Origin of the sequence: Polaribacter glomeratus (assembly GCF_002954665.1) — a bacterium.
GTDB classification, from domain to species: Bacteria; Bacteroidota; Bacteroidia; order Flavobacteriales; family Flavobacteriaceae; genus Polaribacter; species Polaribacter glomeratus.
In genome coordinates this window covers 487,237-513,867 of record NZ_MSCM01000002.1, presented here as the reverse complement: position 1 = coordinate 513,867, position 26,631 = coordinate 487,237, and the positions used below count along the sequence as shown (strand labels likewise).

Sequence of the window (26,631 nt, the reverse complement as noted above, 5' to 3'; positions counted from 1 at the left end):
CTATACTATTTTAGTGTTTGTCTTTAAACTTTGTTTTATCCAAGCTGTGCATTCATCAAAAGATTTAAAAATATGCTCTTTTGGTATAAAATCTGGAATTATATCAATTCGTTCCATCATATATCTTGGTTGTTTTAATAAATTTACAAATAAAACTTCAATATTCTTAGTTTTTAAATCTTGTAGCATATCTTCCATTGCGTATAAACCAGTTTGATCCATGTATTGCATTCTTCCTAGACGCATGATAACAGTTTTAGCTGTGTCTGGAATTTGTTCAGAAAGCGCTTGAAAATCACTCGTTGATCCAAAGAATAAAGGTCCTTTTATATGTTTGATAAAAACTTCTTCTTTTAAACTATCAGGAAAATCTATTTCATCCGACCAAGCTTCTTCTTTTAATGTTTTAACGTTGGATCGTTCTGCTGTTAAATCTCCAATCTTTTTCATAAACATTAGTGATGCAATCACAAGACCAATCCCTACGGCATATACCAAATTCCAGAAAGTTGATAAAATTAAAACCACAATCATAATTAACACTTCAGAGCTAACTTTAAAAGGACCTATTTTCATGTCTTTAGGTAAACTCGGTATTGCTTTTAATCCTTTGTAATCCATTACGCCAATACCTACTGTAATTAAAATACCTGCTAAAACTGCCGCAGGAATTTTAGATGCAACAGGTCCTAAACCTAGCATAATAATTAGTAACATTACACCAGCAATCATTCCAGAAAGTTTGGTTTTTCCACCAGCATTAATGTTTACAACAGTTCTAATAGTTGCACCCGCACCAGGAATTCCGCCAAACAAAGCAGCGATACTATTTCCTATTCCTTGCCCCACCAATTCTTTGTTAGGTTTGTGTTTTGTTTTTGTCATGTTATCTGCAACAACGCTTGTTAAGAGCGAGTCGATGGCTCCTAAAAGTGCTAATGTTAAAGCGGTAAAAATGTAAGGTGTAAGGCTTGATAATGTAAATCCAGAAAATATTTCCCATCTAATTTCCGGAATTCCACTTGGTATTTCTTGAATAGTTCTATAATCCAAACTAAAACCAACTGCAACACCAGACATTACAACTAGGGCAACGAGCGTACTTGGTATTTTGGTCGTTATCCGTTTAAATCCGTAGATAATAATAATAGTTCCTAGTGCTAGTAAAAGTTCTAATAAGTTTATATTTTGTATTGCTCTTGGAAAAGCTTTAATCGCCCCTAAAGCTCCCGAGGTTTCTTTTGCGGCTAAAGTTTGGGATTCTGTTTCTATTTCTTCAGCAGTAATTTTACCTCCTCTAATAGTCGTTTCTTCAAAGTTTTCTAAAACCAAGATTCCTTCTTTAGCTTCATCCTTTAAGATGTTTTCTAAAATAACCTCTTGTGCTTGTGGCTTAAAGGTATTTACAAATTCTGTATCTTCTTTTGGATAATAACCTACAGAAGGTAAAATTTGAGTCAGTAAAATAATTACTCCGATTGCTGTCATAAAACCAGACACAACTGGGTAGGGAATATATCTAATGTACTTTCCAAGACCTATTAAACCTAATCCAATTTGAAAAAGTCCTGCTAATAAAAACACCGTTAAAATAGCGGGTAAAGCTTTAGAAAGATCACCGTCATTGGCGGCAACAATACCAGCAACTACCACCATACTTACAGCTGTCATGGGTGCAGTTGGTCCAGAAATCTGAGTACTTGTTCCGCCAAAAAGAGCAGCAAAAAAACTGATAAAAATAGCACCATATAAACCGGCACTTGGTCCTAAACCAGACGAAACTCCAAATGCTAATGCTAAAGGTAAAGCTACAATACCAGCTGTAATACCACCAAAAGCGTCACCTTTTATATTTGAAAAAAGTTTTTTCATAAATGATTGATTGATTTTTACGCATCACTATTAAAATGATAAGCGTATAAAGTTAAAATAAAGATTGATTTTTTTTGATTGAACCAGGATTATCCTAATCGTGGAGGTTGCGATGTAAATTCTTTAGGTAAAACCTTGTGTTTTACAACAGCGATAGAATGGTATTTTTCTTTTTGTGAAAGAGTAAACGTAAAAAAGCAGTTTAATTTTTGATAAATTTTTACAGAAGAATCCAATCTATTTTCTTCTTCTTCTTCTTCTTCTTCTTCTTCTTCTTCTTCAGATTGATCAACATCTAAAAGGGCTGAAATTTCTTCGGTAGTGGCAAGCTGCGCTATATTTTGATAAACAACAAAAGAGAGCTTTAATGAGAGCGTCATTAAAAACAATATCTTAAAAATAAATCGTTTATTAAATGTCATTAAAGTTCTTTTACCTCATCGGCAATAATCCAACCAATTTTACCATCGGCCAATTTAATCTTTTTCCAGCTATCAATTGCGTCTAAAACTAAAACTTTTGTGCCTTCGTGCAAAGTAAATACTTCTTCTGAGTTAAAAGTTGGTGCATTTCTAACTTCTGTTTCTTCTGCAAAAACAATCGCTTCTTTGTTATTTTTAGAAATTGAATACTGATTAAATGTAATTACTAAAGCGGCAATTAAAAGAATAAAACTAACCGAACTGGTTACAAAATAGAACCGTTTTATAAAAGGAGTATCCGCAAAATAAAACAGTAAAAATAGTAAACTTCCCAAAACAGAAAACACAATAACTACAATTGCCCATTGATTGTAAGTGAGTTGTTGTAGGTAATTAATATTAAATTTTTGAAATACTGTTTTTGGCAATTCTTCAATTTTATCAAGTGCTAAACGTTTTGCAAAAATTAAGTTATTTTTTACATCTTCGTTTAAAGGATTCTTTTTTAAAGCCTTTTCAAAGTAATAAATAGAAGGCCCAACTTTGTTTAGTTTATAGTAAGAATTTCCTAAATTATAGTACAATTCAGATGATGCTAAACCTTTAGATTCAATTTTTTTATAGAGTTCTATTGCTTGTTCAAACTTTTCGTTTTTATACAAATCATTTGCAGACGAAAACAAACCATCAACACTTTGTGCAGAGATTGTATTGGCAATAAATAGTATTAAAAATAAGATTTTTTTCATCCGATAAAAAAATTGTTACTCTTTTAGTGTTTACTCATTTACTTAGTAGGTAAATAATGTTTTAACTTACAATTGTTTGTCTAATTGAACTATTACTTGTTTTGCTCTTTCAAATTCTTCCTTCATTTCTGTATTTGTTATTGGTGTATAACGCGCAAAATCCGAAGCTTTTAAAACATCAATAAATTGATGAATAGTTGGCGCATCAACTTTTTTCTGTTCTAAAATTTGAGCTATATTTTCTTTGCTAATATCCGCAATTTCTATACTTAATTTTGCTTTTAAATAATTGTGTAAAGCACGTTCTAAAGCTTCATAAAAAGCTTCTTTTTTACCTAATTGTTTTTGTGCTTCGGATAAATATTTTTTAGCTAATCGTTCTGCTTTTCTTTGTTTTCTACCAATAACATCACTATTTCTTTTTTCATTATTTTTTGCAATAATAATTCCGACAGGAATAGCAAATAAAGGCAATAATAACAATAAATAAAATAAGTTAGATTTGTAAAAATCGCTACTTTCTTTGGTCTCAAAGTTACTGTTGGTAGCTATATATCTAAAGTTATTACCTGTAGAAACTACGTCTTGTTTTTGTATATAATTTCCGTTATTATTTGAGTTGGATGCCAATTCTTTTCCTTCTAAAACTTCAACATACAAATCATTGGTAGCAATCGTTTCGTATTTCTCTTTGATAGGGTTAAAATAAGAAAAAGTAGTATTTGGTATTTTATATTTGCCTTTGTATTGTGGCACAATAGTATACGTATCTGTTACAGATCCCGATATTCCGTCGGGTTCAACATTTACATTTTCTTTTCTTTCTGGTTGATATTTTTCTAGTTCTGCAGGGGTTTCTATCACCGGTAATTCAAATAATTTTAAATTTCCTTTACCAGAAACCGTTACTTTAATTTGCGAAGATTCATTTGCTTTTAAATCATTTTTACTCAAAGAAACATCAAAAGAAAAATTACCAACGGCACCGGTGAAATTTTCTGGTTTTCCATCAAAAGGAAGACTTTTAGGATTGATGACCTTTTTAGCTGATGCAAATTCTTTTCTGATATTTCTAGTAATAACATTCCCAAAAAAGTCTGCTCGTCCTGTTGGAACACCAATTACGATGTCCATTTTCATAGGATCAATAGTAAGATTACCTGTTTTTGTAGGAATTAACAATGCTTTATGAAGTACAATATATCTGTAGTTTTCATTGTTGTACTTTCCTGGTTTTACAGAAAAGCCATCAATTTTAATCTCTTGATTCCAAAAACCGTTGTACTGTGGCGCCTCTGTTACAGATGTGTCATAAACACTAACATTTTCGCTTACATACAATCTATATTCTACATAAATTCCTTCACCTACAAAAGGTTGAGATTTAGAAACTTCTGCAACTAAATGAATATTTTGCTGCGCAATATAATCTGGGTCGTTAGGGTTTTCTGGTATATCAATAGGATCTACCACAATGATTTTCATCATTTTGGAATTTAAAATTCCGCTGTTATATTTTATACTCGCAGCCTCTATAATAAGTTCCCCTTTTCTTTTAGGCTCAATAATATAGGTGTAAGATTGAGAGAAAGTTACTTTACCGTTTATCCAAGATTGACTAACAGATTGACTAGGACCTTGTATTACTTTAAATTCTCTAAAACTTGGTGGCGTAAAATTATCTGCGCCTTGTTTGTTAATAGAAAATTCGATTCGTAAACGTTGGTTTAAGCCTAGTTTATTTTTGCTAACATCTACAGATAATTCTGCGTCTTGCGCAAAAGCTGTAAATGTTAGTAAGCTTATAAAAATACATATGTAAAGTTTCAATTGCATCGCCATCTTAAAACATCAAATTTACCAATCTTTTTCTTGTTTTACTTTTTCGCCCTTCGCTTTTTCTGCATTCATTTTCTTTTGGGTCTTTTTTTCCTCATTATTTAAGCTTTCTAGTAATTGCTTAATTTGCTGAGGAGACATTTTTCCTTTTTGAGGTTTAGGCTTTTCATTTGGATCTTTTTTGTCATCATTTTTTGGATATGGTTTTTTATTTCCTTCACCATCTTTATCATCCTTTTTATCCTTGTCGTCGTTGTCTTTTTTGTCTTTATTTTTATCTTTATTTTGATCGTCTTTATCCTTTTTATCTTGGTCTTTATTATCTTTATTGTCCTTATTTTTATCGTCTTTATTATCTTGCTTCTCCTTTTCTAACAATTCTTGAGCAACGGCTAAATTATAGCGAGTTTCATCATCAGTTGGGTTGTTTCTTAATGAGTTTTTATAAGCATCTACAGCACCTTGAAAGTTTTTAGTTTCCATCATAGAGTTGCCAAGGTTATGGTAAGCTTCTGCTTTTGTAAACTTATCTGTAGCTGTTTTTGCTGTTAATTCGTATTGGGGTGCAGCTTCTTTAAAATTTTTATTTTGATACATGGCATTACCTAAATTATAACTTGCCTTGTCATAACTAGCGCTATTTTCTAATGCTTTTTTGTAAGCAACAGAAGCGTCTGTATATTGTTTTTGTGCATATAATTGATTGCCATCTCTTACTAAGCTTCTTGCTTTACGCTGCAATGCAAGAGAATCTTTTTGGGCAAGTATTTTTGTTGATGACAAAAATAGCAAGCATAAAATAAGTATGTTTTGTAATAATTTCATGGTTTATTTTTTTGCTTTTTCTTCATTAAATAAATCTACCTTTCTTAACCATTTTGTTTTCTTATCAAATAAGAAAATATCCAAGACTAAAAATAAGATTCCGATTCCTAAAAACCACTGAAATTGATCTTTATAATCAGAAAATTGTTTGGTTTCAAACTCACTTTTTTGCGCGTTTGCAATAATATCAAAAATCTCTTTTACAGGGTTTTCGGTACTATTACCATCAATATATTGCCCGTTTGCAATTTCTGCAATATCTTCTAAAACAGTTGGTACCCGTTTTGTAATTACAGTTTCGCCACTATTATCTTTTTTGTAGCCAATCATAGAACCACTTTCGCGCAAAGGTATTGGCGCCCCTTTTTCTGTACCAACACCAACGGTATAAATCTTTATCCCTTTATTAGATAAGTCTTGTGCCATTTGTTTGGTTTCTTCTTGATGATCTTCACCATCAGAAATAATAACTAAAAAACGATTGGTTTGTTCGTCGTCATTATAGTACGTTTTTGCCAATTCTAAAGCTTCATTAATGGCGGTTCCTTGACTAGAAACGATATCTGGATTTGCATTTTGCAAAAACATATTAGCTGCTGCATGATCTGTTGTTATAGGTAAAAGCGGATACGCATTACCTGCATAAACAATAATACCAACTCTATCACTACCTAATTGATCTATGATTTTTGAAATAATTTGTTTCGCTTTTTCTAATCTGTTAGGTGCAATATCTTCTGCTAACATACTTTTAGAAACATCCAATGCAAAAACGATGTCTACACCCTCTCTTTTTATCGTCTTTAGTTTAGAACCCATTTTAGGGTTTACCAAAGAAATCACCAAAAAAGCAACTCCTAACAACAACATAATCAATTTTAAGGATGATTTAAATGTTGATGAATTTGGTGCTAATTTTTTTAATAAATCTGGATTAGAAAATTTACGTTGTGTTCTCTTTTTCCACCATAAAACCAACAGAAAAACAACAATCATTGCAGGAATAATTGCTAGCAGATAAAAATAAATTGGTTCTTCTAATTTGTACATTTCTTAATTGTTGAATCGTGTATTTGTTTAAACGTGTAATTGTGCAAACATGGTTGGATACAGTTACACCTTTTTAAGTTGTGATTTTCTTAATGCATTTTGCATGTTTGATATTTTATAAATACGTTCTCTTAATTTTAAATATTCTTCATCAGAAATAAATTCTAATTCTTTGGATATGATTTAAAACTTCTAATTTGACTTATTAATCTATATTTTTCATCACTAGAAAAACTAGCTGTTACTTTATCGCTTTCTTTTGAAAGTTCAATTGCTTCTTTTCAAACCTCTAATTTTTCAAATGAAAATACAAACATCCTATAACAATTAAACGCTTAAACATTTATACAACTCATTTATATAAAACTCTTAAATAATGTATTTTTTAATATAAATTCTAGTATCAAAAAACCAAGAGCTAAAAAGACCAGATCTCTATACATTTCTTGATGGTTGTAATATTTAAATTCTTCTATTTTTGTTTTTTCGAGTTTATCAATTTCGTCATAAATTTCTTTTAATGACGTATTGTCGGTTGCTCTAAAATATTTTCCTTGCGTTTCTTTTGCAATTTCTTTTAGCAATTTCTCATCAATTTCTACCTGTTGTTTTCTAAAGTTTAATTGACCAGTTCTAGGATCTTTGCTCCATGGAAAATCTGCCATTCCGTTTGTTCCAATTCCTATTGTGTATACTTTTATGCCTAATTCTTTTGCAAGTTCTGTTGCAGTTCTTGGGTCGATATTACCAGAGTTATTTACACCATCGGTCAATAAAATAATTACTTTAGATTTTGCCTCACTTTCTTTTAATCTATTTACGCCAGAACCTAAACCCATTCCTATTGCTGTTCCGCCATCAAGCTGTCCCCATCTTAGTTCAGAAATTGTACGTTTTACAATATTTTTATCACTTGTAATTGGTGTTTGTGTAAAGCTTTCTCCTGCATACACTACAATCCCAATTCTGTCATTTGGCCTTCTATCAACAAAATCTACAGCTACTTTTTTAAGCGCTTCTAATCTATTTGGTTTTAAATCTCGCGCCAACATACTTGCAGAAACATCAATAGCCATTACAATATCGATACCTCTGTTTGTTTTTGTTTTTTTACTTACAGAAACATTTCTTGGTCTTGCCAACGCAACAATAATTGCCGCTAAAGCTAAGATTCTTAAAAGAGATAAAACTGGTTTTAATTTCGATAAAATAGAAGTTGGTGCATTAAAACCTTTTATGCTTGGTATGGTTAAAACGGCAACATCTTTTTTGCGCATAAAGAAATACCAAATGGCTAAAACAGGAATTAAAAGTAACAGCCATAAAAACTCTGGGTTTAGAAATTCAAAATTATTCCAATTCATCATCTTTCTTAATTGGTTTAGGTTTTAAATTACTAATAATGTCTAGCGCATCTTTTCTATCTTCTTCAATTTCTAAAGACAATGGTTTCGATTTTGCGAATTTTACTAAATCTGCCTCTTGCAATAACTCTTTTAGTTTTTTAATAGTTTCTTTAGATGTATTTATAGTTTGTGCTTCATTAAAATCTCTAAGCATTTCTACAATTTCATCCGTAGTTTTTTCTAAAGCAGGTACTTTTAATTCGCGTTCAATATAACCACGCACAATTTCTGTTAACTCGCTATAATATTCTTTAACTTTATTGTTTTGCCATAATAGTTTTTCATCCAATTCATTTAACTTGTAGATAGCCTCTTCGAAAGGAGGTAAAATTCTAAAAGTAGGACTGTCTTCTTCGGTTTTTCTTTTTCTGATAACAAACCAATAAATCCAAAAACCAATAATTGCCAAAGCAGCTAGTAAAATATATATGTACATTTTAAAATCATCGAACGTGTACGGTTCTGCTTTAATGGTTTTTATTGGAAATTTCTTAACCTTTGTAGTGTCTATTTTAACGGTTGCAACGTTTACAAGCAGTGAATCTGTAAGATAAGCTTGGTTTCTAATGAATATTTGTTGCTGCGGAATGTAATAGGCACCACTATCAAAACCGGTTAAAATATACTTTTGAATAAGCATGTTGTTAAGCGTGTCTATCTTAGCCGAATCAATAACTTCTAAACCTTTTAATTCTAGTTTAGGTAAAATAACGTTGTTAATTTCATTCACAGAAATTCTTAAACTAAATTGTTCACCAATTCTAATTTGCGAAGTTTCAATTTGAGCTTTTACTTTTGGATTTTGAGCAAAAGTGATTGTTGCTATGAGTAAAAAAATATGTAAAATGTATTTTTTCATTTTTTGCTTATCTTCCTTTGTGTTTAAAATAGCCTAATAATTTTTTCACGTAACCTTCATCAACTCTTGTGTTAATGGTTCCTGCGCCACTTCTTTTAAAAGTATTTATATAATAATCTGTTAAACGTAAAGCATTTGCTTTGTAATTTCTTCGGATGGATTTTGAGGATGTATTTACCATTTGAACTGCACCAGTTTCTGCATCTAACATTTGTACCATTCCTAAATTCGGAATTTCTTCATCATGTTTATCGTAAATACGGATGCCGGTTACATCGTGTTTTTTTGCAGCAATTTTTAGTGTTTTTTCATAATCATCATCAATAAAATCTGATAACATAAAAACAATCGCTCTTTTTTTCATCACACTTGATAAAAACTTTAAAGCCACAGAAATATCCGTTTTTTTACTTTTTGGTTTAAACTCAATTAATTCTCTAATAATTCGTAAAACATGACTTTTTCCTTTTTTAGGCGGAATATATAACTCAATATCATCAGAAAACAGAATTAAACCTACTTTGTCATTATTTTGAGTGGCAGAAAAAGCGAGTGTTGCCGCAATTTCTGTAATTGTATCTTTTTTAAATTGTGTAGCTGTTCCAAAAGATTCCGAGCCAGAAATATCAACCATTAATAACATGGTTAATTCTCGTTCCTCTTCAAAAACTTTTACATAAGGCTCGTTGTAACGCGCGGTTACATTCCAATCAATTGCTCTTACATCATCGCCAAATTGATATTGTCGTACTTCAGAAAAAGTCATACCACGACCTTTGAATGACGAATGGTATTCGCCTCCAAAAATATGATCAGACAAACGTCGTGTCTTGATCTCTATTTTACGAACTTTTTTAAGTATCTCTTTGGTATCCATTTTTTTAGTAAACAGTTTTCAGTCGCAGTACTAAGCAAACTGATGAGTGTTATAATTTAGTATTCAGAACAAGTAAGCAACTGCCAACAGATACTGGATACTGCCAACTCTTTTCTATGGTACTTCAACTTCGTTAATAATTGCGTTAATAATGTCTACAGAAGTTACATTTTCTGCCTCCGCTTCATAGGTAATTCCTATTCTGTGGCGTAAAACATCAAAAACTACGGCTCTAACATCTTCTGGAATTACATAGCCTCTTCGTTTTATAAAAGCATAACATTTAGCCGCTTTTGCTAAGTTGATACTTCCACGAGGAGAAGCTCCAAAACTTATTAAATCTTTTAATTTTGGTAAATTATATTTTTCTGGATAACGCGTTGCAAAAATGATATCTAAAATATATTTTTCAATTTTTTCATCCATATAAACTTCATTAACAGCGCTTCTTGCTCTTAAAATTTGTTCTACAGATATTACAGGGTTTACAGTTGCGTAGCTACCAGATAAATTTTGACGCATAATAATTTGTTCGTCTTGCAGTTTTGGATAATCAATAACTACTTTTAGCATAAATCTATCAATTTGTGCTTCTGGTAAAGGATAGGTTCCTTCTTGCTCTACAGGGTTTTGAGTTGCCATTACTAAAAAAGGCTCATCTAATTTAAAAGTAGTGTCGCCAATTGTAATTTGACGCTCTTGCATTGCTTCTAATAATGCAGATTGTACTTTTGCAGGTGCTCTGTTTATCTCGTCTGCTAATACAAAGTTTGCAAAAATGGGTCCTTTTTTAATAGAAAAATCATTTATTTTCATGTTGTAAATCATGGTTCCAACAACATCTGCGGGTAATAAATCTGGTGTAAATTGTACTCTACTAAAGCTTGCGTCTACTGCTTTAGATAGCGTATTAATTGCTAAAGTTTTTGCCAACCCAGGAACACCTTCTAGCAAAATATGACCATTACCAAGTAAGCCAATTAACAAACTTTCAATCATCTGTTTTTGACCAATAATTACTTTATTCATTTCTAAAGTAAGAATGTCTATAAAGGCACTTTCTCTTTCGATTTTTTCATTAATCGCTCTTACATCTACATCCATAATATAATTTTATTAAGTATTAACTTTCTTGACCAACAAAGCTACAATATTAGCAATATTAACAAAATTAATGTTGTTAAAAGAAGGTTAAAGATGATATGTTATTTTTTAGTACTTTTAAGGATTATTGACGATTACAATTTTACATGGAAAAATTAACAGATAAGTTTTTATGGAAAGCATTAAAAGAAGGAGATTTAAATGCTTTTTCTGTACTTTTTGAAAGTTACTATCCGCAGTTACACAGTTATGGTTTAAAAATATCGAAAAGCAATGTAGTTACAGAAGATACGCTGCAAGACTTTTTTCTTTACATTTATGAGCGTCGAGAAAATTTAAGTGATTTAGATACCATTGCTCCCTACCTTTTTACATCTTACAAACGCTTTTTATTAAAGGTGATGAAGAAAAATGAAATGTTGAAACATACAGATTTTTCTAATGAAATTTTTATTGACATACAATTTACTGCAGAAGAGGTTATCACAAACCAAGAAACAGCTATTTTTAAAAACAGAAATCTATCACTTTTACTAAATAAGTTACCAAGTAGACAAAAAGAGGCTATTTACTTAAAATATTACAGCGGATTAAAAGCCTCAGAAATATCCGAAGTAATGGGTATAAATTACCAGAGTGTTGTAAACACTTTGCACAAGGCGATAAAGAGTTTAAAAGAAGAAATTTCAATATTAAAGTTATTTAGTTAATCTTTAACATAGTATTAAGAGTATAAAAAGTAAAAAAAATACTTATATAAATACAACCGAACATAGAATTGCAATGATTAAAAAAAAATATAACAACCTAAATGATTTTCTAGAAGACGCTTCTTTTAATAATTGGGTTTTACAAAATAACGCTACAGATATACATTTTTGGGAATTTTGGATTGCGAACAACCTTGATAAGAAAGAATTAGTAGACAAAGCTAAAGAACTTATTTTAGGGTTTTCTTTTAAGACCGATTTTGTGAATAAAGAGAAAGTTGCTTTAGAGTGGCAAAAATTGGAGTCTAAAATTCTAGCTCAAAAAACAATTCCAAAAAGAAAAGTACGTTTTTTAAGACAATTTAGTGTTGCAGCATCTATACTTTTGCTTGTTTCTATCGGTTTTTATTTTTTGAATAGTACTTCTAAAGTTACGCACAAAACTAATTTCGGGGAAATTATAAACATCAAGTTGCAAGATGGAAGTGATGTTACTTTGAATTCAAACTCCAGTTTATCGTATTATAAAAATGAAAGCAGAAAAGTTTGGTTGTCTGGTGAAGCTTTTTTTCAGGTTGATAAAAAGGCCGCAACGAACGCGAAATTTTGGGTTTTAACGGATGATTTATCTGTAGAAGTTTATGGTACCTCTTTTAACGTAAATACTAAAAAGAACAAAACAGATGTTTTTTTAGAGGAAGGAAGTATTTGGTTAAAATTAAAGAATGGCGCAGACAAAAAAATGATTCCGGGTAATTATATTTCTTATTCGGCAGACAAAAATAAAATTTTAGAAGATAAAAATATTTTTAATCCTGCTACAAAAACTTCATGGAAAGATGGTTCTTTGTTTTTTGAAAACTTATCTTTGGAAGTAGCTATGGATAAGATTGAAGAAACGTATGGTTTTTCGATCATTTTTAAGGATGAGAATTGTAAAAACATATTAATAACAGGAGCTGTGCCTGCTACAAATATTGACATCTGTATAAAAGCTATAGAAAAATCTGTTGATGTAGCTATTATCAGACAAGGTGATAATTTAATTATCAGTAAGAAATAGGTGTAAATTTAAATCAGTAAATGGTTCAAAAATTACTATTCATAAAATTAACATTAATTGTTTTTGTATCTTTTGCTTTTCAAACTACAACGGCACAAGAGCGCGATAAAAAAACAATCCCTTTAGCTAGCCTATTAGATAAAATTAGTAATAAGCATAAAGTTTTCTTTACGTACAATGCAAATTTACTTACTAATAAATACATTCAAGAAGAAGGCTTTACAAACTTAACTTTAAAAGAAACCTTTTCTTTATTAAAAAAAATAACTCCTTTTCTATTTGATGACTTAGGTAACAATTACTATGTTATTTACACAAAAAAAGAAGTGGATGAAAGTAGGTTTCTTTCGAAAGAAAAATTTATTTTTTCGGGAAACTTTTCAATTGACACCACTTTTAACAGAAACAAAGTAATTGTTAGAGGTATTGTATTAAGTTCAGAAAACACACCACTTAGTGGGGCAACTTTACAAGAAAGTGAAACGCTATCGGGCACAACTACAAACAAAGACGGAACCTTTGAGTTTGAAATTCAAAAAGAAAACAGTGTTGATATTTGTTTTTTAGGACACACTTCACAAACATTAAAGTTAACACCAAATATATTTCATACAATCGTTTTGTTATCTGGCCAAGAATTAGAAGAAGTGCAAGTGGTAGGTTCTAGAAATAAAAAAAGAGTAGCAAACGATACCCCAGTTGCAATTGATTTTATAGATATAGAAAAAACAGCCTCTAAAAGCAGTCAAGTAGAAATAAATCAGTTTTTACAATATGCAATACCTTCATTTAACGCTACCAAACAATCTGGCGCAGATGGCGCAGATCATATAGATCCTGCAACTATTAGGGGTTTAGGACCAGATCAAACTCTGGTTTTAATAAATGGAAAAAGAAGGCATCAAGCATCATTAATAAATTTATACGGAACCAGAGGAAGAGGTAATTCTGGTACCGATTTAAATGCGATTCCTATATCCGCGATAAAAAGAATAGAATTATTAAGAGACGGTGCATCTGCACAATACGGTTCTGATGCAATCGCAGGTGTTTTAAACATTGTTTTAAATGATTCTGATAACGAATTAAATGTAAGTTCTACTTTAGGTTTTAATAATGCAGATAGTAATGCTGTTTTTCCTAATAGAGTTGATGGTTTTACCTATAAATTAGGCTTAAATTATGGTGCAAAAATTAGCAAAGGAGGTTTTGTAAATTTTTCTGCAGAAGTGCTATCTATAGATAATACGATAAGACCAGCAACAAAAGCAAGAGAAAAATTTGGGCAAGCTGGCGTAAAAAATGCAAGTATTTTTGTGAACTCTGAAATACCTATTTACAACAATACAAAATTGTACTTTAATGGTGGTTTTAATTATAAAAATACAGAGGCTTTTGCTTTTACCAGAAAGCTAGATAGCGAAAGAAATGTGCTTGATATTTATCCAACTGGATTTAACCCATTAATTACGTCTAATATTTTAGATAATTCATTTTCATTTGGAATGCTTACAAGTTTTAAAGAATGGAATGTTGATGTGAGTAATACTTTTGGAAGAAATAATTTTCAGTATTTTATTAAAAACACATTAAATGCAACTTTAGAAGAAAACTCACCAACAGAGTTTGATGCAGGTGGCCATCAGTTGATACAAAACACTACTAACATCGATTTTTCTAAATATTTTACAACCGAAACCTATGGTTTTAATATTGCGTTAGGCTTAGAATATAGACTTGATAAATACATTATATTTTCTGGGGAAGAAGGTTCTTATGCTTCTTATGATATAAATGGCATTATAGTAAATTCGCAAACTCCAGTGTCAGATTATAAAAGGTATAATGGAGAAATAAGACCCGGAGGTTCTCAAGGTTTTCCAGGTTATTCTCCAGAAAATGAAGTAGATAGAAATAGGTCTAATTCTAGTATTTATTTAGATACAGAAATTGATTTTTCTAAAAAATTTATGATTGGTACAGCTTTACGCTATGAGTTTTACAGCGATTTTGGAAGTACTTTAAATTATAAATTTGCGTCTAGATATAAAATAACCCAAAAACTTAATTTAAGAGGTTCTTTTAGTACAGGTTTTAGAGCACCTTCTTTGGCGCAAAGTTATTATAATTTAACTTTTACAAATTTTATTGGAGATACACCCTTTGAATCGCTTTTAATAGCAAACAACAGCCCAATTGCCAGAAGGCTTGATATTGATCGATTAAAAGAAGAAAAAGCTAGAAATTATAGTTTGGGTTTTACCGCTAAATTAAGTCCAACTTTTAATGTAACAGTAGATGGGTATCATGTATTTATTGAAGACAGAATTATTTTAAGCGGTAATTTTGATGCTTCTAATTTAGGTATAGGTATCGATAATGTTCAATTTTTTGCAAATGGGGTAGATACAGAAACTACAGGGTTGGATGTGGTTTTAAACTGGGAAAAGAAAATGGGAGACAGCGAATTATCAATAGATTTTTCTGGGAACATTAATTATATGCATATTACAAAAGTTAAAAATAAGTTATTAGATAGCGAAACTTTTTTTGGTGAGAGAGATCGCCAATTTTTATTAGCATCTGCTCCTAAAAGTAAATTTAACTTGGGTTTTAATTATAAATATAAAAAATTAAAAACAGCATTAAATTTTACTCGATTCAGTCAAATTAAATTAATTGACTGGCAAATAAACCAAGACGTAACTAATTTTAATAATTCGGCATCAGAAAGGTTAGCCGCAGCTACAGATATTTATCAGCCAAAAATAACAACAGACCTTCATTTTAGCTATCAACTAAACAGCATTATTAATCTACAACTAGGCGCCAACAATTTACTTAATATATATCCTACCAAACAAAATAGCTATACCGATAGTGGAGGATTGTGGGATGCTACACAAATGGGAACAAATGGTTCTTTTTACTACACAAAATTGAATTTAAAACTTTAATCGATAAGATTTCTTAGAGGCCATGTACAAATGCTTTTGTTTAAAATAGAACTTATATCGAAAACTCCCGCTAGGTAGTTGGTTAAGAGCGTAAATATTTTTCTCATAATTTTTTCAAAAAAAATAAGTAAATTTTTAAGGGCCTGTTTTTCATTTTATTGTCTATCTTGCAAATGGTTGTATGCTTTTTAATAGCTATAACTCCTAGACGTTCTGCCTCACCAGTCAAGAAAGAAATTTGAAAACAGTTGGTTTTTATCAAACTAAAAATAAAGTTTTTTTCTCCTTGACACTAATGCATCCCTATATCCCTACCTCGAGATAGTTCATTAAAGCAATGACCAACTATGCATATTAATTAACCAAAAATTTATTTATTTATGAAACAAAAATATTTATTAAAACTATGTACCGGGGCTTTTATTTTTTTATTGCCTCTTGGGTTTATAGCGCAAACAATTAAAGGTAAAATTACAGATTCGTCTGGTGGTACTCTGCCTTATATGAATGTAGTTGTAAAAGGAACTACAAATGGAACGGTTACAGATGATAACGGAGAATTCTCTATTACAGTTAAAAGTTTACCAACTACAATTACTGTTTCTTCAATGGGTTTTGCAACAAAATCGATAAAAGTAACCAATAGTGATTATTTAACAATTGTTGTTCAAGAAGACAACGCGTTAAATGAAATTGTTTTAGTTGGTAGTAGAGGGAAACCAAGAACTGCGTTCGATTCTCCAGTACCAATTGACAATATTAAAATATCTGAATTAACACAAACAGGTCAAGGAGTTTTAGATCAACAATTAATGTTTAAAGTACCTTCTTATAATTCTACGCAGCAACCTGTGTCTGATGCAGGGGCTCATTTTAGTCCTGCAGATCTTAGAGGTTTATTTCCAAGTAGAACACTTGTTTTGGTAAACGGAAAAAGAAAGAATGCAAGTGCATTAGTGTATAGTTATGTAACTCCTGGTCGTGGTGAAGTTGGTGTAGATATGAAATCTGTTCCTTCTGCAGCATTAGAGCGCGTTGAGATTTTAAGAGATGGCGCAGCTGCTCAATATGGTTCAGATGCCGTTGCTGGTGTTATCAATTTAGTCCTAAAAAAATCAATGGATCCATTTGTAAATACAAGTTATAGTGTAACTAGCGAAGGTGATGGAGAACAATATCAACTAGAAACAGGTTTTGGAGTTAATATTAGAGATAAAGGTTATGCAAATTTTACTTTTAATTATTTTGATGCAAAACGTACACAACGTGCAGGAACGGTTACGAGTGTAGAGGATGAAGCAGGATATTGGGGAGTTACAGATGCAACAGACTTTAATACAGCCGATTTAACTGCTTTTTTGGATAAAAACCCAAGTGCTGGTTTTCAAGTTGGTACGCCAGATATGACAATTACCAATTTCTCATATAATATGGGGTACACATTAGACGAAGAAACAGAAACAGAAGTATATTCTTTTGGTACATTAACAAATAGAAGCGGTTCTGCACCTCAGTTTGCAAGAGTTCCTTATTGGGTAACTGGTTTTGAACAGATATATCCTGGACAAGATTTTTTCTTAGCAGAAATGTCTCCTCAAATTTTAGATAATACCTTAGCAATAGGTATAAAAACAGTTTATAATGGCTGGAATTTTGATTTGAGTTCTACAACAGGTAAGAATAGAATCGATTATTATATAACAAATTCTTTTAATCAATCTTATGGGGCAAGTAGTCCGTCTGATTTTTATAACGGTGCACATCAGTTTAGTCATGTAGTTAATAACTTAGATGTTGTTAGAACTTTTGAAGGAGATGACGATAGATCTATTTCTGTAGCTTTTGGAGCAGAACATAGAACAGAACGTTTTGTAACTGAAGAAGGAGAATTGGCTTCTTACAATGATGCTACTCCAAATATAGCTGATAGAACAGGTTCTGAATCTTTTGGAGGTTTTAAACCAGAGAATGCATCTGATGATTATAGAAGTAATATAGGAATTTACACAGATATAAGTGCAGATCTTTCGGAGGCTTTCTTAGTTGGAGGAGCGTTGCGTTTTGAAAATTATTCAGATTTTGGATCCAACGTAAGTTGGAAACTAAATTCTAGATGGAAAACAGATAATGATAAACTAGCCGTAAGAGGATCTGTAAGTAGTGGTTTTAGAGCACCGTCTTTGCATCAAATGTTTTATACAGCAATAACAACTACTTTAACAGCAAACGGAATTCAACAAAACGGAATACTTAACAATTCGGATCCAGCGCTTAGAGCATTGGGTATTCCTGAATTAAAACCAGAAACGTCTAATAGTATTGGTGCAGGTATTTCTTATCGTATTACTAGAAAGCTTGGTTTTACACTAGATGTTTATCAGATAGATGTTAATGATAGAATTGCACTTTCTGGTCAAGTAACACCAACTGGAAATCCTTCAAGTCCTATTGATCAAACCTTAAGTGCTGTTAATGTTGGCGCAGCAGGGTTTTTCTTAAATGCAATTGATACCAGAACAAAAGGTATTGACCTTGTATTTAGTTATGATAATGTTAAACTAGGTTCTGGTATCTTAAGTGGTAGTATTGCTGCTAATTTTAATAAGACAGAAGTAACTGGGTTTAATTTCCCTAAATTTATAAAGGATAATAATTTACAAGATGCAATTTTTTCTAGAGAAGATATTTCTAGAGTAGAGTCTTGGAGACCAAGACAAAAAATTATTGCTTCTGCAAATTATAAAATTAATGAGTTAACGGCAGGGATCTCTTTTATGAACTATGGAGAGGTAACATATAGACATGCTTCCGATGCTTCTAACGATGCAACTTTTGGAGGTAAAACCTTAACTGATGTAAACGTTGCTTATAACTTAACAGACAAAGTAAATATTTCTGTAGGTGTTAATAATTTATTTAATGTGTATCCAGATACTTTTGCAGATGCATATAGTAGTACTGGTGGTGTGCCAAATGATAGAAATTTAGATTTTGTAGGTAGGTTTAAATACCCTTGGCAAACAACTCAATTTGGTATAGATGGAACAAGAATATTTACAAAATTAGCGTTCACGTTCTAAAATCTAGATTTAAAACAGCGCGAAGTTTTAAGCCGTTACAATTATAATTGGTTTATTAAGATTAATAAAAAATGCTACTCGAAAGAGTGGCATTTTTTTATGTTCTAATTTTTTGTGTACTAGAAAAATAAGAAGTTGCTATTAATTTTTATGTTGTAGGCAAACGTATCGTTCGTTTGCAAGAATCAAAGTGAAGCTTATAGGTACCAAAAATTATTTGTTAAGTGAGCAATAAAGTATTAACAAAAAGATTTTTAGTTTGATAAAATGCTATAAAACAGTATGTTTTAGATCTATAAACTTGATAAAGTAAACAACATTAGAAAGCTTAAATCGTAATATTAAAGCAGTATTATTATCGACTATATACCTATTTGTAAATTTCTTTAAAAAAAAATCAATTTTAAAGAGTATACTTTTTCTTTTTCTGTCTTATATAATAAACGGGTTATTTTGTATTGCCATATAAAAACGCAAAAGCTAATTAACATTTTTATTAACTAATTAATTTATTTATGAAACAAAAGTATTTTTTAAAAGCATTTACTATCGCTTTTATGTTTATGCTACCATTAGGTTTGCTAGCACAAACAGTAAAAGGAAAAATAACAGATTCATCTGGCGGGGCATTGCCATACATGAATATTGTTGAAAAAGGAAACACTTCTAACGGAATGGTTTCTGATGATAATGGAGAGTTCTCTATTACATTTAAAAGTTTACCAGCCTCAATAGTTATTTCTTCTATGGGTTTTAAAACAAAAACAGTAAAAGTAGCAGATAATTCTTTTTTAACAATTGTTGTTCAAGAAGATAATTCTTTAAATGAAGTAGTTATTACAGGTTCTAGAACACCACAAAGAAGTAATACTAAAAGTCCTTTGCCAATAGATATTGTATCTGCAAAAGATTTAGTTGCTACAGGTCAAACTACTTTTGACAAAGCATTACAATTTAAAATACCTTCATTTAATACGGTTCAAACACCAGTAAATGATGCAACGTCTTTATTAGATCCATATGAAATTAGAAACATGGGACCAAGTAGAACGTTGATTTTAATAAACGGAAAGCGTAAAAATTTATCTGCATTGCTATACACGCAAACTTCTCCAGGTAGAGGTGAAACAGGTTCTGATATTTCAGGAATTCCTATTGATGCAATTAAAGATATACAAGTATTAAGAGACGGTGCATCTGCACAATACGGTTCTGATGCAATTGCAGGTGTAATTAATATTATCTTAAAAGATAATGTAGATGGTGGTGCTGCAACTGTAAGAACAGGTATGACTTCTGCAGGTGATGGAGAAATGTTTGGTGTTTCTGTAAACAATGGTTCTTCTATTGGTGAAGACAAAGGTTTTATCAACTATACAGTAGATTTTTCTAAAACAAGTTTAGCGAATAGACCAGGTACAGTAAGTGCTGCTGGTGAAGCTGCAGATTTTGGAGCTCCTTTAGCTGATGTTCAAGAGTTTTTAAGCAGAAATCCAGATGCAAATAACATTAATGGTTCGCCAGAAACGGCTGCTGCTAAGTTTTTAGTGAATGGTGAGTTTGAATTAAGCGAAGAGTCTAAGTTATATTTTAACGCTGCTTTTATTAACAAAAAAGTAAACTCTTTTGCAAATTATAGAACTCCATACTGGAGATCTGTTACCGATTATCCTTATTTAGCAGATTTTTTCCCTGGAGATAACCCAAATACTGCAGGTGGTTATGATGGATATGTACCAACTTTTGAAGGAGATTTAAATGATTACAACGCTACTGTTGGTTTTAAATCTGTAATTAATGACTGGAATGTAGATGCGAGTTTTACAACGGGTGGAAATACTCAAACTTATAAAGTAAACCAATCTCATAACAGAAATAAAGTGTATTCTCCTTCTACCTGGGTAGATGCGAATGGTGATGGTAACGTGAATACAGTTGCTTACGATTTAGATGGAAATGGAACTATTGATTTAGGTGAAGGTGTTGAGGTTACTCAAGGAGCTCTATTATACAGAGAAAACTCTAAGCAATCTTTCGATCCAGGAGGAACAGGATTTTATAATAACATAGGAAATTTAGATATTTCTAAAATCTTATCAGACAATTTAAGTGTTGCCTTTGGTACAGAGTTTAGATATGAGATTTTTGAAGTAATTGAAGGAGAATTAGCGTCTTATGACGGTGGTGGTGCAGATTCATTTGCAGGAAACAGCCCAGAAAATTCTGGTAAATTTACCCGTTATAACTTTGGTGGATATGCGTCTTTAAACTGGAATCCAACTGAAAACTTAACTTTAGATGGTACTATTAGATCTGAAAACTATTCTGATTTTGGTAATGCTTTTGTTTGGAAAGCAAGTGGAGCATACACTATTAACGATAAATATACTTTAAGATCTTCTTTATCTACCGGTTTTAGAGCACCTACTTTACACCAAATTTATACACAAAAAGCACAATACAGCTTTATTCCTGGACAAGGAATTCAAGTTGGAGGTTTGGTAAATAATGTGTCTTCTCAAGCTAAATTGTTAGAAATTCCTGATTTAAAACAAGAAACTTCTACAAACTTTACATTAGGTTTAGGTGGTAAAGTAAACCAAAACTTAAGTTTTACAGTAGATTATTACAGCATTAATGTTAAAGATAGAATTGTATTGAGTACAGAAATTACACCACCAGCTTTACCAGCTTTTGCAGGTTTGTCTGATTTAAGTTTCTTTGTAAATGCATTAGATACAAAAACTTCTGGTATTGATGTTGTTATTGGATATAACAAGTTAAAAGCAGGAGAGGGTACTTTAGGCTTTAACTTATCTGGTAATTATGTAATAGAAAATGCAAGAGATGGCGCGGTTAAAAATCCTGCTTCTGTTGCCGCAACTGGTCAATCTGTTATAAATCAAACACAAGAAGCATTATTCTTTACGTCTAGACCAGAAATGAAGTGGATTTTAGGAACTACTTATGATATTGGTAAATTTGGATTGAATTTAAACAATACCTATTTCGGAAAAACTACATTTTTTCAACAAGGTTTAAGTACAGATGCAAACGGAATTTTTAATTTAAGAACTGAGTTTACACCAAAAGTGGTTACAGATTTAGGAATTAATTTTAATGCAACTGAAAAATTAACACTTGCTTTAAACATTAATAATTTATTTAATGTTTTACCAGAATGGGGCTTTAAGTCAGAAAATGCAGCTGGAGACGTTATTTTAGCAGATCCTGCGCAAGTTAAAGTTCAATCTGATTTAATTACTTTTAACCAACGTTATTCTCAAATGACATACGATGGTTCTCACTTTAGTCAATTAGGAACAATGTTTAATTTATCTTTAAACTATAGATTCTAATTAAAAATTTATTATTTGAATTATTAAAATGCTGCTTTTTTTAAAGCAGCATTTTTTTTATCTTTATTTTAAAAATATCACAGATATGCAGAGCTTGTATTCTAACGGATTTGAAAAAATCTATGATGAAATGTATCAAACATTTATAGACTATAAAGAAGAGTTTACTTTTTATAGTTCTATTTTAAAACAACATCAAAAGAACCAAGTTTTAGAAATTGGTTGTGGTTCTGGCAACTTAGCAAGTATTTTTATTGATAACAAGTATGTGTATAGCGGTTTAGATTATAGTTTAGACATGATTAAGCTTTGCAAATCTAAAAATCCTGAAAATAATTTTATTTTAGGTGATATGACAAGTTTTTTATTAAAAAATAAAACGGAAAGTATCTTAATTACTGGCAGAACTTCTAGCTATTTATTATCAAACAAAGACATTTCTGGCTGTTTAAAATCGATTCATCAAAATTTAAAACCAGACGGATTATTGTGTTTTGATTTCATAGATGCAAACCGATTTTTTAAAGAAATAAAAGGCGGAAAAGAAGTGAAACACACGGCATCCTTTCATCAGAAAAAGTACGAAAGAATTAGTTTTTTTAATACCAATACATCCGAAAATTTAATGTTTATTTGGGATGCAAAATATTATGAAATAAACGCAAATCAAACGAAACTAATTGCAGAAGATGCATCCGAAGTAAGAGCTTTTACCAAAAACGAGTGGGAATTATTTTTACACCTAAATAACTTTAAATTGGTAGCATTTATAGACAGAAAAAGTTATGCTTTTGATACGTATGTTGTAGTTGCTAAAAAAATATAATAATGATACAATACACAAAAGCGCAATCTAATAATGAGTTAGAGCAAATTTTAGAACTTCAGAAAAATAATTTATTCGAAAACTTATCCGAAGAAGAAAAAAAAGAACATGGTTTTGTAACGATCAAACATACCTTCGATATTTTAAAGGCAATGAATGATGTTTGTCCGCATACCATTGCAAAACACGAAGATAAAGTTGTAGGTTTTGCATTGTCAATGACTAAGGAATTTGCTGAAGATATTGAAGTTTTAAAACCAATGTTTCATGAAATTTCGAAACTAGTTTCTAACGAAAATTACATTGTTATGGGGCAAATTTGTATTCATAAAAAATATAGAAAGCAAGGTGTTTTTAAAGGTTTGTACGAGTTTATGAAAACAGTTATTTGTCTAAATACCTTTAATTCTATAATAACAGAGATAGATATTAAAAATGAACGCTCGCTTAATGCACACGAAGCCGTTGGTTTTGTGCGCCTAAAAGATTTTAAAGCGGGTGATAAAAATTGGAGAATTGTTTTATTAAAAACATAATAACAAAATTAATATGTTAATATTTTCATAATATTATTTGCTGTATTTAATAAATAAAGCAATCTTTGTTTAACATTAACAAATAATATATAATTTATGAAACAAAATAACATTTTAAAAACGTTTTTGTTTTCCATTTTGTTTTTGCTTCCATTAGTAATGGCAGCTCAAACTATTAAAGGAAAAGTAACAGACGCTTCAGGTGGTACTTTACCATATATGAACGTAGTTGTAAAAGGAACTACAAACGGAACCGTTACCGACGATAATGGTGAATTTACCATAACAGTAAAAAGTTTACCAGCAAAATTAGTAATTTCTTCTATGGGTTTTATGACCAAAGAAGTTACGGTTGCTAATACTAGTTATGTAACAATCGTTGTAAGTGAAGATAATGCGTTAGAAGAAGTTGTTGTTATTGGTTCTAGAAACCCAAACAGAACAGCAATAGACTCTCCTGTACCAATTGATATTGTAGATATTAAGGAATTAATTGCTACATCTCCACAAGTAAATTTAAATCAGATTTTAAATTTTGTAGCTCCTTCATTTACCTCAAATACACAAACTATTTCTGATGGTACAGATCATATTGATCCTGCTTCTTTAAGAGGTTTAGGGCCAGATCAAGTTTTGGTGTTAATAAATGGTAAGAGAAGACATACTTCTTCTTTAGTAAACGTAAATGGTACTTTTGGTAGAGGTTCTGTAGGTACAGATTTAAACTCAATACCAGCAGCAGCTATTAAAAGATTAGAAGTTTTACGTGATGGTGCAGCAGCACAATATGGTTCTGACGCTATTGCGGGTGTAATTAACATCGTTTTAAACGAAAGTGTAAATGAGCTAAATATGTCTGTTACTACAGGTGCACATTTTAGTAAAAACTCTAACAGCCAAACAGGTGGTGTAGATGGTGCAACTACAAATATTAGTGCAAGCTATGGTATTCCTTTAGGCGACAAAGGTGGTTTTATTAACTTTTCTGGAGATTTTGATGTTCGTGAAGATTATAATAGAATGAAAGAATGGGAAGGAAGTATTTTTAGCGGGTACAATGCTATCGAAAGGTTAGCGGATGCTCAAGGTTTAAATCTTGCAAACTTAACAGATGCAAATGTTAGAAGTTTATCTCAAAATTATTTTTCACCTTCGGATGTTTCTGTAATTAATGGTTTAACAGCTGCTGAATTACACACTCAAACAAAAAAAGACAGTAACGGTAATACTACATTTTACAATCCTTTATCTAATAACGTAACAGATTCTGAGTTAGCTGCAAGAGGTTTAAACAGAGCTGATTTTAATATGAGAGTAGGTCAATCTCAAGTTCGTGGTGGTCGTTTCTTTGCAAACTTTAAATTACCTTTAGATGATAAAGGTACAGAATTATACTCTTTTGCTGGTTTAAGTTCAAGAGATGGTAATTCTGCGGGTTTTTATAGATTACCAAACCAAGATAGAACCTATACGCCTGCTTATATTAACGGTTTTTTACCAGAAATTAACTCAACTATTTCTGATCAATCTCTAGCTGTTGGTATTAAAGGTAAAGTAGGAGATTGGAACATAGATTTTTCAAATACCTATGGTAAAAATGCTTTTGATTATACAATTGGTAATACTTATAATGCATCTCAAGGTAATGCATCGCCAACTGTTTTTGATGCTGGTGGTTTTTCTTTTGCACAAAACACAACAAATATTGATTTAAATCAATTTTTTGAAGACACTTTTGATGGATTTGGGGTTGCTTTTGGAGCAGAACACAGATTAGAAAATTATGAAATTATTGCAGGTGAAGAATCTTCTTATGCGCAATATACAGCAGCAGGCGAAAGAATTACATTATCTACGCAAACACCATTAAAAGACTTTTTTGGAAGATCTAGACCAGGTGGTTCTCAAGTGTTTCCAGGATTTGGGCCAAAAAATGAATTGGCAAGAAATAGAAGTAGTGTAGCGGGTTATATAGATTTAGACGCTAAGTTTTCGGAGGCATTCTCAGCAACTTTTGCAACACGTTATGAAAACTATTCAGATTTTGGTTCTACTTTAAATTTTAAATTAGCTGCTATTTATAAAGCTTCGGATGATTTTAGACTTAGAGGTTCTTTTAACACAGGTTTTAGAGCACCATCTTTACACCAATTAAACTTTAACTCAACTTCTACAATTTTCCAAGACGGTATTCCTGTTGAAGTAGGAACGTTTGCTAACGATAGTAAAGCAGCGCAATTATTAGGAATTCCTCAATTAAAAGAAGAAACGTCTAACAGTTTTAGTGCAGGTTTTACAGCTAAACTTCCAGAGTCTAACATTTCTTTTACAGTAGATGGATATGTTGTTAATATTAATGATAGAGTAGTGTATACAGGTCAGTTTACGCCTACGCTTATTGCTAGCGGTTTGCCTAACGCAGGTCAACCAATTGATGCTGCAAATGCTGAGTTACAAAACTTGTTAGTACAAGCAAATGCTTCTGCAGCAGGATTCTTTGCAAATGCAATTGATACGCAATCTAAAGGAGTAGATGTTGTAATTACACATAAAGCAGATTTTGGTGCAAATACAAGATTAAAAACAGATTTAGCAGGTACTTTTTCTCAAACTAGACAAGTAGGTGAAATTAAATCTTCACAACTTTTAAAAGATGCAGGTAAAGAATCTACTTATTTTCCTGAAGATAGTAGAATCTTTTTAGAAGAGGCTGTACCAAGAACTAAAGTAAATTTAACCAATAGTTTAACGTCAGGTAAATTTAATATTTTCTTAAGAAATGTGTATTTTGGTGAAGTATCTGAAGCTACAAATTCAGTAGCAAATCAACAAAATTTTTCATCTAAAGTAGTTACCGATTTGTCTTTTGGTTACAAGGCAACGAGCGATTTAACCTTAACAGTTGGTGCAAATAACTTATTAGATGTATATCCAGACAGAGCTATCGAAGCGAACCGTAGTGATGGTCGTTTTGACTGGTCTAGAAGATCTCAACAATTTGGTATTGGTGGTCGTTTCTTATTTGCAAGAGTAAGTTTTAACTTAAGATAAACCAATTTATTATATCATAAAAAGGCGGCAATTTGCCGCCTTTTTT

Annotated in this window: 18 protein-coding genes; 8 read left to right on the top strand and 10 right to left on the bottom strand. The window is 31.2% G+C overall.

All coding sequences use genetic code 11. The annotated features are described in order from the left end of the window. The 10 genes from BTO16_RS12175 to BTO16_RS12130 form a co-directional block, all read right to left on the bottom strand. Positions 1-1,872, bottom strand: a complete 1,872-nt coding sequence (locus tag BTO16_RS12175; protein WP_211298234.1) for a SulP family inorganic anion transporter — start codon at positions 1,870-1,872, stop codon at positions 1-3. 89 nt (positions 1,873-1,961) lie between these two features. Beyond that, a complete protein-coding gene (locus BTO16_RS12170; protein WP_146105400.1) occupies positions 1,962-2,294 on the bottom strand; it encodes a hypothetical protein in 333 nt (110 codons plus the stop codon). After that, a complete protein-coding gene (locus BTO16_RS12165; RefSeq protein ID WP_105021950.1) occupies positions 2,294-3,043 on the bottom strand; it encodes a tetratricopeptide repeat protein in 750 nt (249 codons plus the stop codon). The genes BTO16_RS12170 and BTO16_RS12165 overlap by 1 nt, the downstream gene beginning before the upstream one ends. A gap of 66 nt (positions 3,044-3,109) precedes the next feature. After that, entirely contained in the window at positions 3,110-4,879 is a 1,770-nt protein-coding gene (locus tag BTO16_RS12160; RefSeq protein WP_105022900.1) for a BatD family protein, read from the bottom strand. A gap of 21 nt (positions 4,880-4,900) precedes the next feature. Continuing rightward, positions 4,901-5,707, bottom strand: coding sequence for a tetratricopeptide repeat protein (locus BTO16_RS12155; protein ID WP_105021949.1), 807 nt, complete (start codon positions 5,705-5,707; stop codon positions 4,901-4,903). A 3-nt stretch (positions 5,708-5,710) separates the two neighbouring features. Then, entirely contained in the window at positions 5,711-6,757 is a 1,047-nt protein-coding gene (locus BTO16_RS12150) for a vWA domain-containing protein (protein WP_105021948.1), read from the bottom strand. Between the two features lie 356 nt (positions 6,758-7,113). Next, positions 7,114-8,121 carry a vWA domain-containing protein gene (locus tag BTO16_RS12145; RefSeq protein WP_105021947.1) on the bottom strand — a complete coding sequence of 336 codons (1,008 nt, stop codon included), beginning with the start codon at positions 8,119-8,121 and terminating at the stop codon, positions 7,114-7,116. Beyond that, positions 8,108-9,022: a hypothetical protein gene (locus BTO16_RS12140; RefSeq protein ID WP_105021946.1), complete on the bottom strand. Its 915-nt coding sequence runs from the start codon at positions 9,020-9,022 to the stop codon at positions 8,108-8,110. The genes BTO16_RS12145 and BTO16_RS12140 overlap by 14 nt, the downstream gene beginning before the upstream one ends. Positions 9,023-9,029: 7 nt before the next feature. Then, complete coding sequence (locus tag BTO16_RS12135) at positions 9,030-9,899, bottom strand: DUF58 domain-containing protein (protein WP_105021945.1); 870 nt, start codon at positions 9,897-9,899, stop codon at positions 9,030-9,032. A 114-nt stretch (positions 9,900-10,013) separates the two neighbouring features. Further along, positions 10,014-11,003 carry an AAA family ATPase gene (locus BTO16_RS12130; RefSeq protein WP_105021944.1) on the bottom strand — a complete coding sequence of 330 codons (990 nt, stop codon included), beginning with the start codon at positions 11,001-11,003 and terminating at the stop codon, positions 10,014-10,016. Positions 11,004-11,149: 146 nt separating this feature from the next. Between BTO16_RS12130 and BTO16_RS12125 the strand changes: the two genes are divergently transcribed. The 8 genes from BTO16_RS12125 to BTO16_RS12090 all read left to right on the top strand — a co-directional run bounded on the left by BTO16_RS12125 (position 11,150) and on the right by BTO16_RS12090 (position 26,585). After that, positions 11,150-11,713 (top strand): RNA polymerase sigma factor, encoded by a 564-nt coding sequence (locus BTO16_RS12125; protein WP_105021943.1) that lies wholly within the window; start codon positions 11,150-11,152, stop codon positions 11,711-11,713. 73 nt (positions 11,714-11,786) lie between these two features. Continuing rightward, positions 11,787-12,776 carry a FecR family protein gene (locus BTO16_RS12120; protein WP_105021942.1) on the top strand — a complete coding sequence of 330 codons (990 nt, stop codon included), beginning with the start codon at positions 11,787-11,789 and terminating at the stop codon, positions 12,774-12,776. A gap of 20 nt (positions 12,777-12,796) precedes the next feature. Then, complete coding sequence (locus tag BTO16_RS12115) at positions 12,797-15,733, top strand: TonB-dependent receptor (RefSeq protein WP_105021941.1); 2,937 nt, start codon at positions 12,797-12,799, stop codon at positions 15,731-15,733. Between the two features lie 380 nt (positions 15,734-16,113). Then, a complete protein-coding gene (locus BTO16_RS12110) occupies positions 16,114-18,813 on the top strand; it encodes a TonB-dependent receptor (RefSeq protein ID WP_105021940.1) in 2,700 nt (899 codons plus the stop codon). A gap of 515 nt (positions 18,814-19,328) precedes the next feature. After that, positions 19,329-22,172: a TonB-dependent receptor gene (locus BTO16_RS12105; protein ID WP_105021939.1), complete on the top strand. Its 2,844-nt coding sequence runs from the start codon at positions 19,329-19,331 to the stop codon at positions 22,170-22,172. 85 nt (positions 22,173-22,257) lie between these two features. Continuing rightward, positions 22,258-22,998, top strand: coding sequence for a class I SAM-dependent DNA methyltransferase (locus BTO16_RS12100; protein WP_170064466.1), 741 nt, complete (start codon positions 22,258-22,260; stop codon positions 22,996-22,998). Between the two features lie 2 nt (positions 22,999-23,000). Beyond that, positions 23,001-23,534 (top strand): GNAT family N-acetyltransferase, encoded by a 534-nt coding sequence (locus BTO16_RS12095; RefSeq protein ID WP_105021937.1) that lies wholly within the window; start codon positions 23,001-23,003, stop codon positions 23,532-23,534. A 96-nt stretch (positions 23,535-23,630) separates the two neighbouring features. Further along, a complete protein-coding gene (locus BTO16_RS12090) occupies positions 23,631-26,585 on the top strand; it encodes a TonB-dependent receptor (RefSeq protein ID WP_105021936.1) in 2,955 nt (984 codons plus the stop codon). Positions 26,586-26,631 lie beyond the last annotated feature (46 nt).

Excerpts from the sequence above, each read along its gene's own strand:
- BTO16_RS12175 (WP_211298234.1), bottom strand. The coding sequence starts at position 1,872 with ATGAAAAAACTTTTTTCAAATATAAAAGGTGACGCTTTTGGTGGTATT.
- BTO16_RS12170 (WP_146105400.1), bottom strand. The coding sequence starts at position 2,294 with ATGACATTTAATAAACGATTTATTTTTAAGATATTGTTTTTAATGACG.
- BTO16_RS12165 (WP_105021950.1), bottom strand. The coding sequence starts at position 3,043 with ATGAAAAAAATCTTATTTTTAATACTATTTATTGCCAATACAATCTCT.
- BTO16_RS12160 (WP_105022900.1), bottom strand. The coding sequence starts at position 4,879 with ATGCAATTGAAACTTTACATATGTATTTTTATAAGCTTACTAACATTT.
- BTO16_RS12155 (WP_105021949.1), bottom strand. The coding sequence starts at position 5,707 with ATGAAATTATTACAAAACATACTTATTTTATGCTTGCTATTTTTGTCA.
- BTO16_RS12150 (WP_105021948.1), bottom strand. The coding sequence starts at position 6,757 with ATGTACAAATTAGAAGAACCAATTTATTTTTATCTGCTAGCAATTATT.
- BTO16_RS12145 (WP_105021947.1), bottom strand. The coding sequence starts at position 8,121 with ATGAATTGGAATAATTTTGAATTTCTAAACCCAGAGTTTTTATGGCTG.
- BTO16_RS12140 (WP_105021946.1), bottom strand. The coding sequence starts at position 9,022 with ATGAAAAAATACATTTTACATATTTTTTTACTCATAGCAACAATCACT.
- BTO16_RS12135 (WP_105021945.1), bottom strand. The coding sequence starts at position 9,899 with ATGGATACCAAAGAGATACTTAAAAAAGTTCGTAAAATAGAGATCAAG.
- BTO16_RS12130 (WP_105021944.1), bottom strand. The coding sequence starts at position 11,003 with ATGGATGTAGATGTAAGAGCGATTAATGAAAAAATCGAAAGAGAAAGT.
- BTO16_RS12125 (WP_105021943.1), top strand. The coding sequence starts at position 11,150 with ATGGAAAAATTAACAGATAAGTTTTTATGGAAAGCATTAAAAGAAGGA.
- BTO16_RS12120 (WP_105021942.1), top strand. The coding sequence starts at position 11,787 with ATGATTAAAAAAAAATATAACAACCTAAATGATTTTCTAGAAGACGCT.
- BTO16_RS12115 (WP_105021941.1), top strand. The coding sequence starts at position 12,797 with ATGGTTCAAAAATTACTATTCATAAAATTAACATTAATTGTTTTTGTA.
- BTO16_RS12110 (WP_105021940.1), top strand. The coding sequence starts at position 16,114 with ATGAAACAAAAATATTTATTAAAACTATGTACCGGGGCTTTTATTTTT.
- BTO16_RS12105 (WP_105021939.1), top strand. The coding sequence starts at position 19,329 with ATGAAACAAAAGTATTTTTTAAAAGCATTTACTATCGCTTTTATGTTT.
- BTO16_RS12100 (WP_170064466.1), top strand. The coding sequence starts at position 22,258 with ATGCAGAGCTTGTATTCTAACGGATTTGAAAAAATCTATGATGAAATG.
- BTO16_RS12095 (WP_105021937.1), top strand. The coding sequence starts at position 23,001 with ATGATACAATACACAAAAGCGCAATCTAATAATGAGTTAGAGCAAATT.
- BTO16_RS12090 (WP_105021936.1), top strand. The coding sequence starts at position 23,631 with ATGAAACAAAATAACATTTTAAAAACGTTTTTGTTTTCCATTTTGTTT.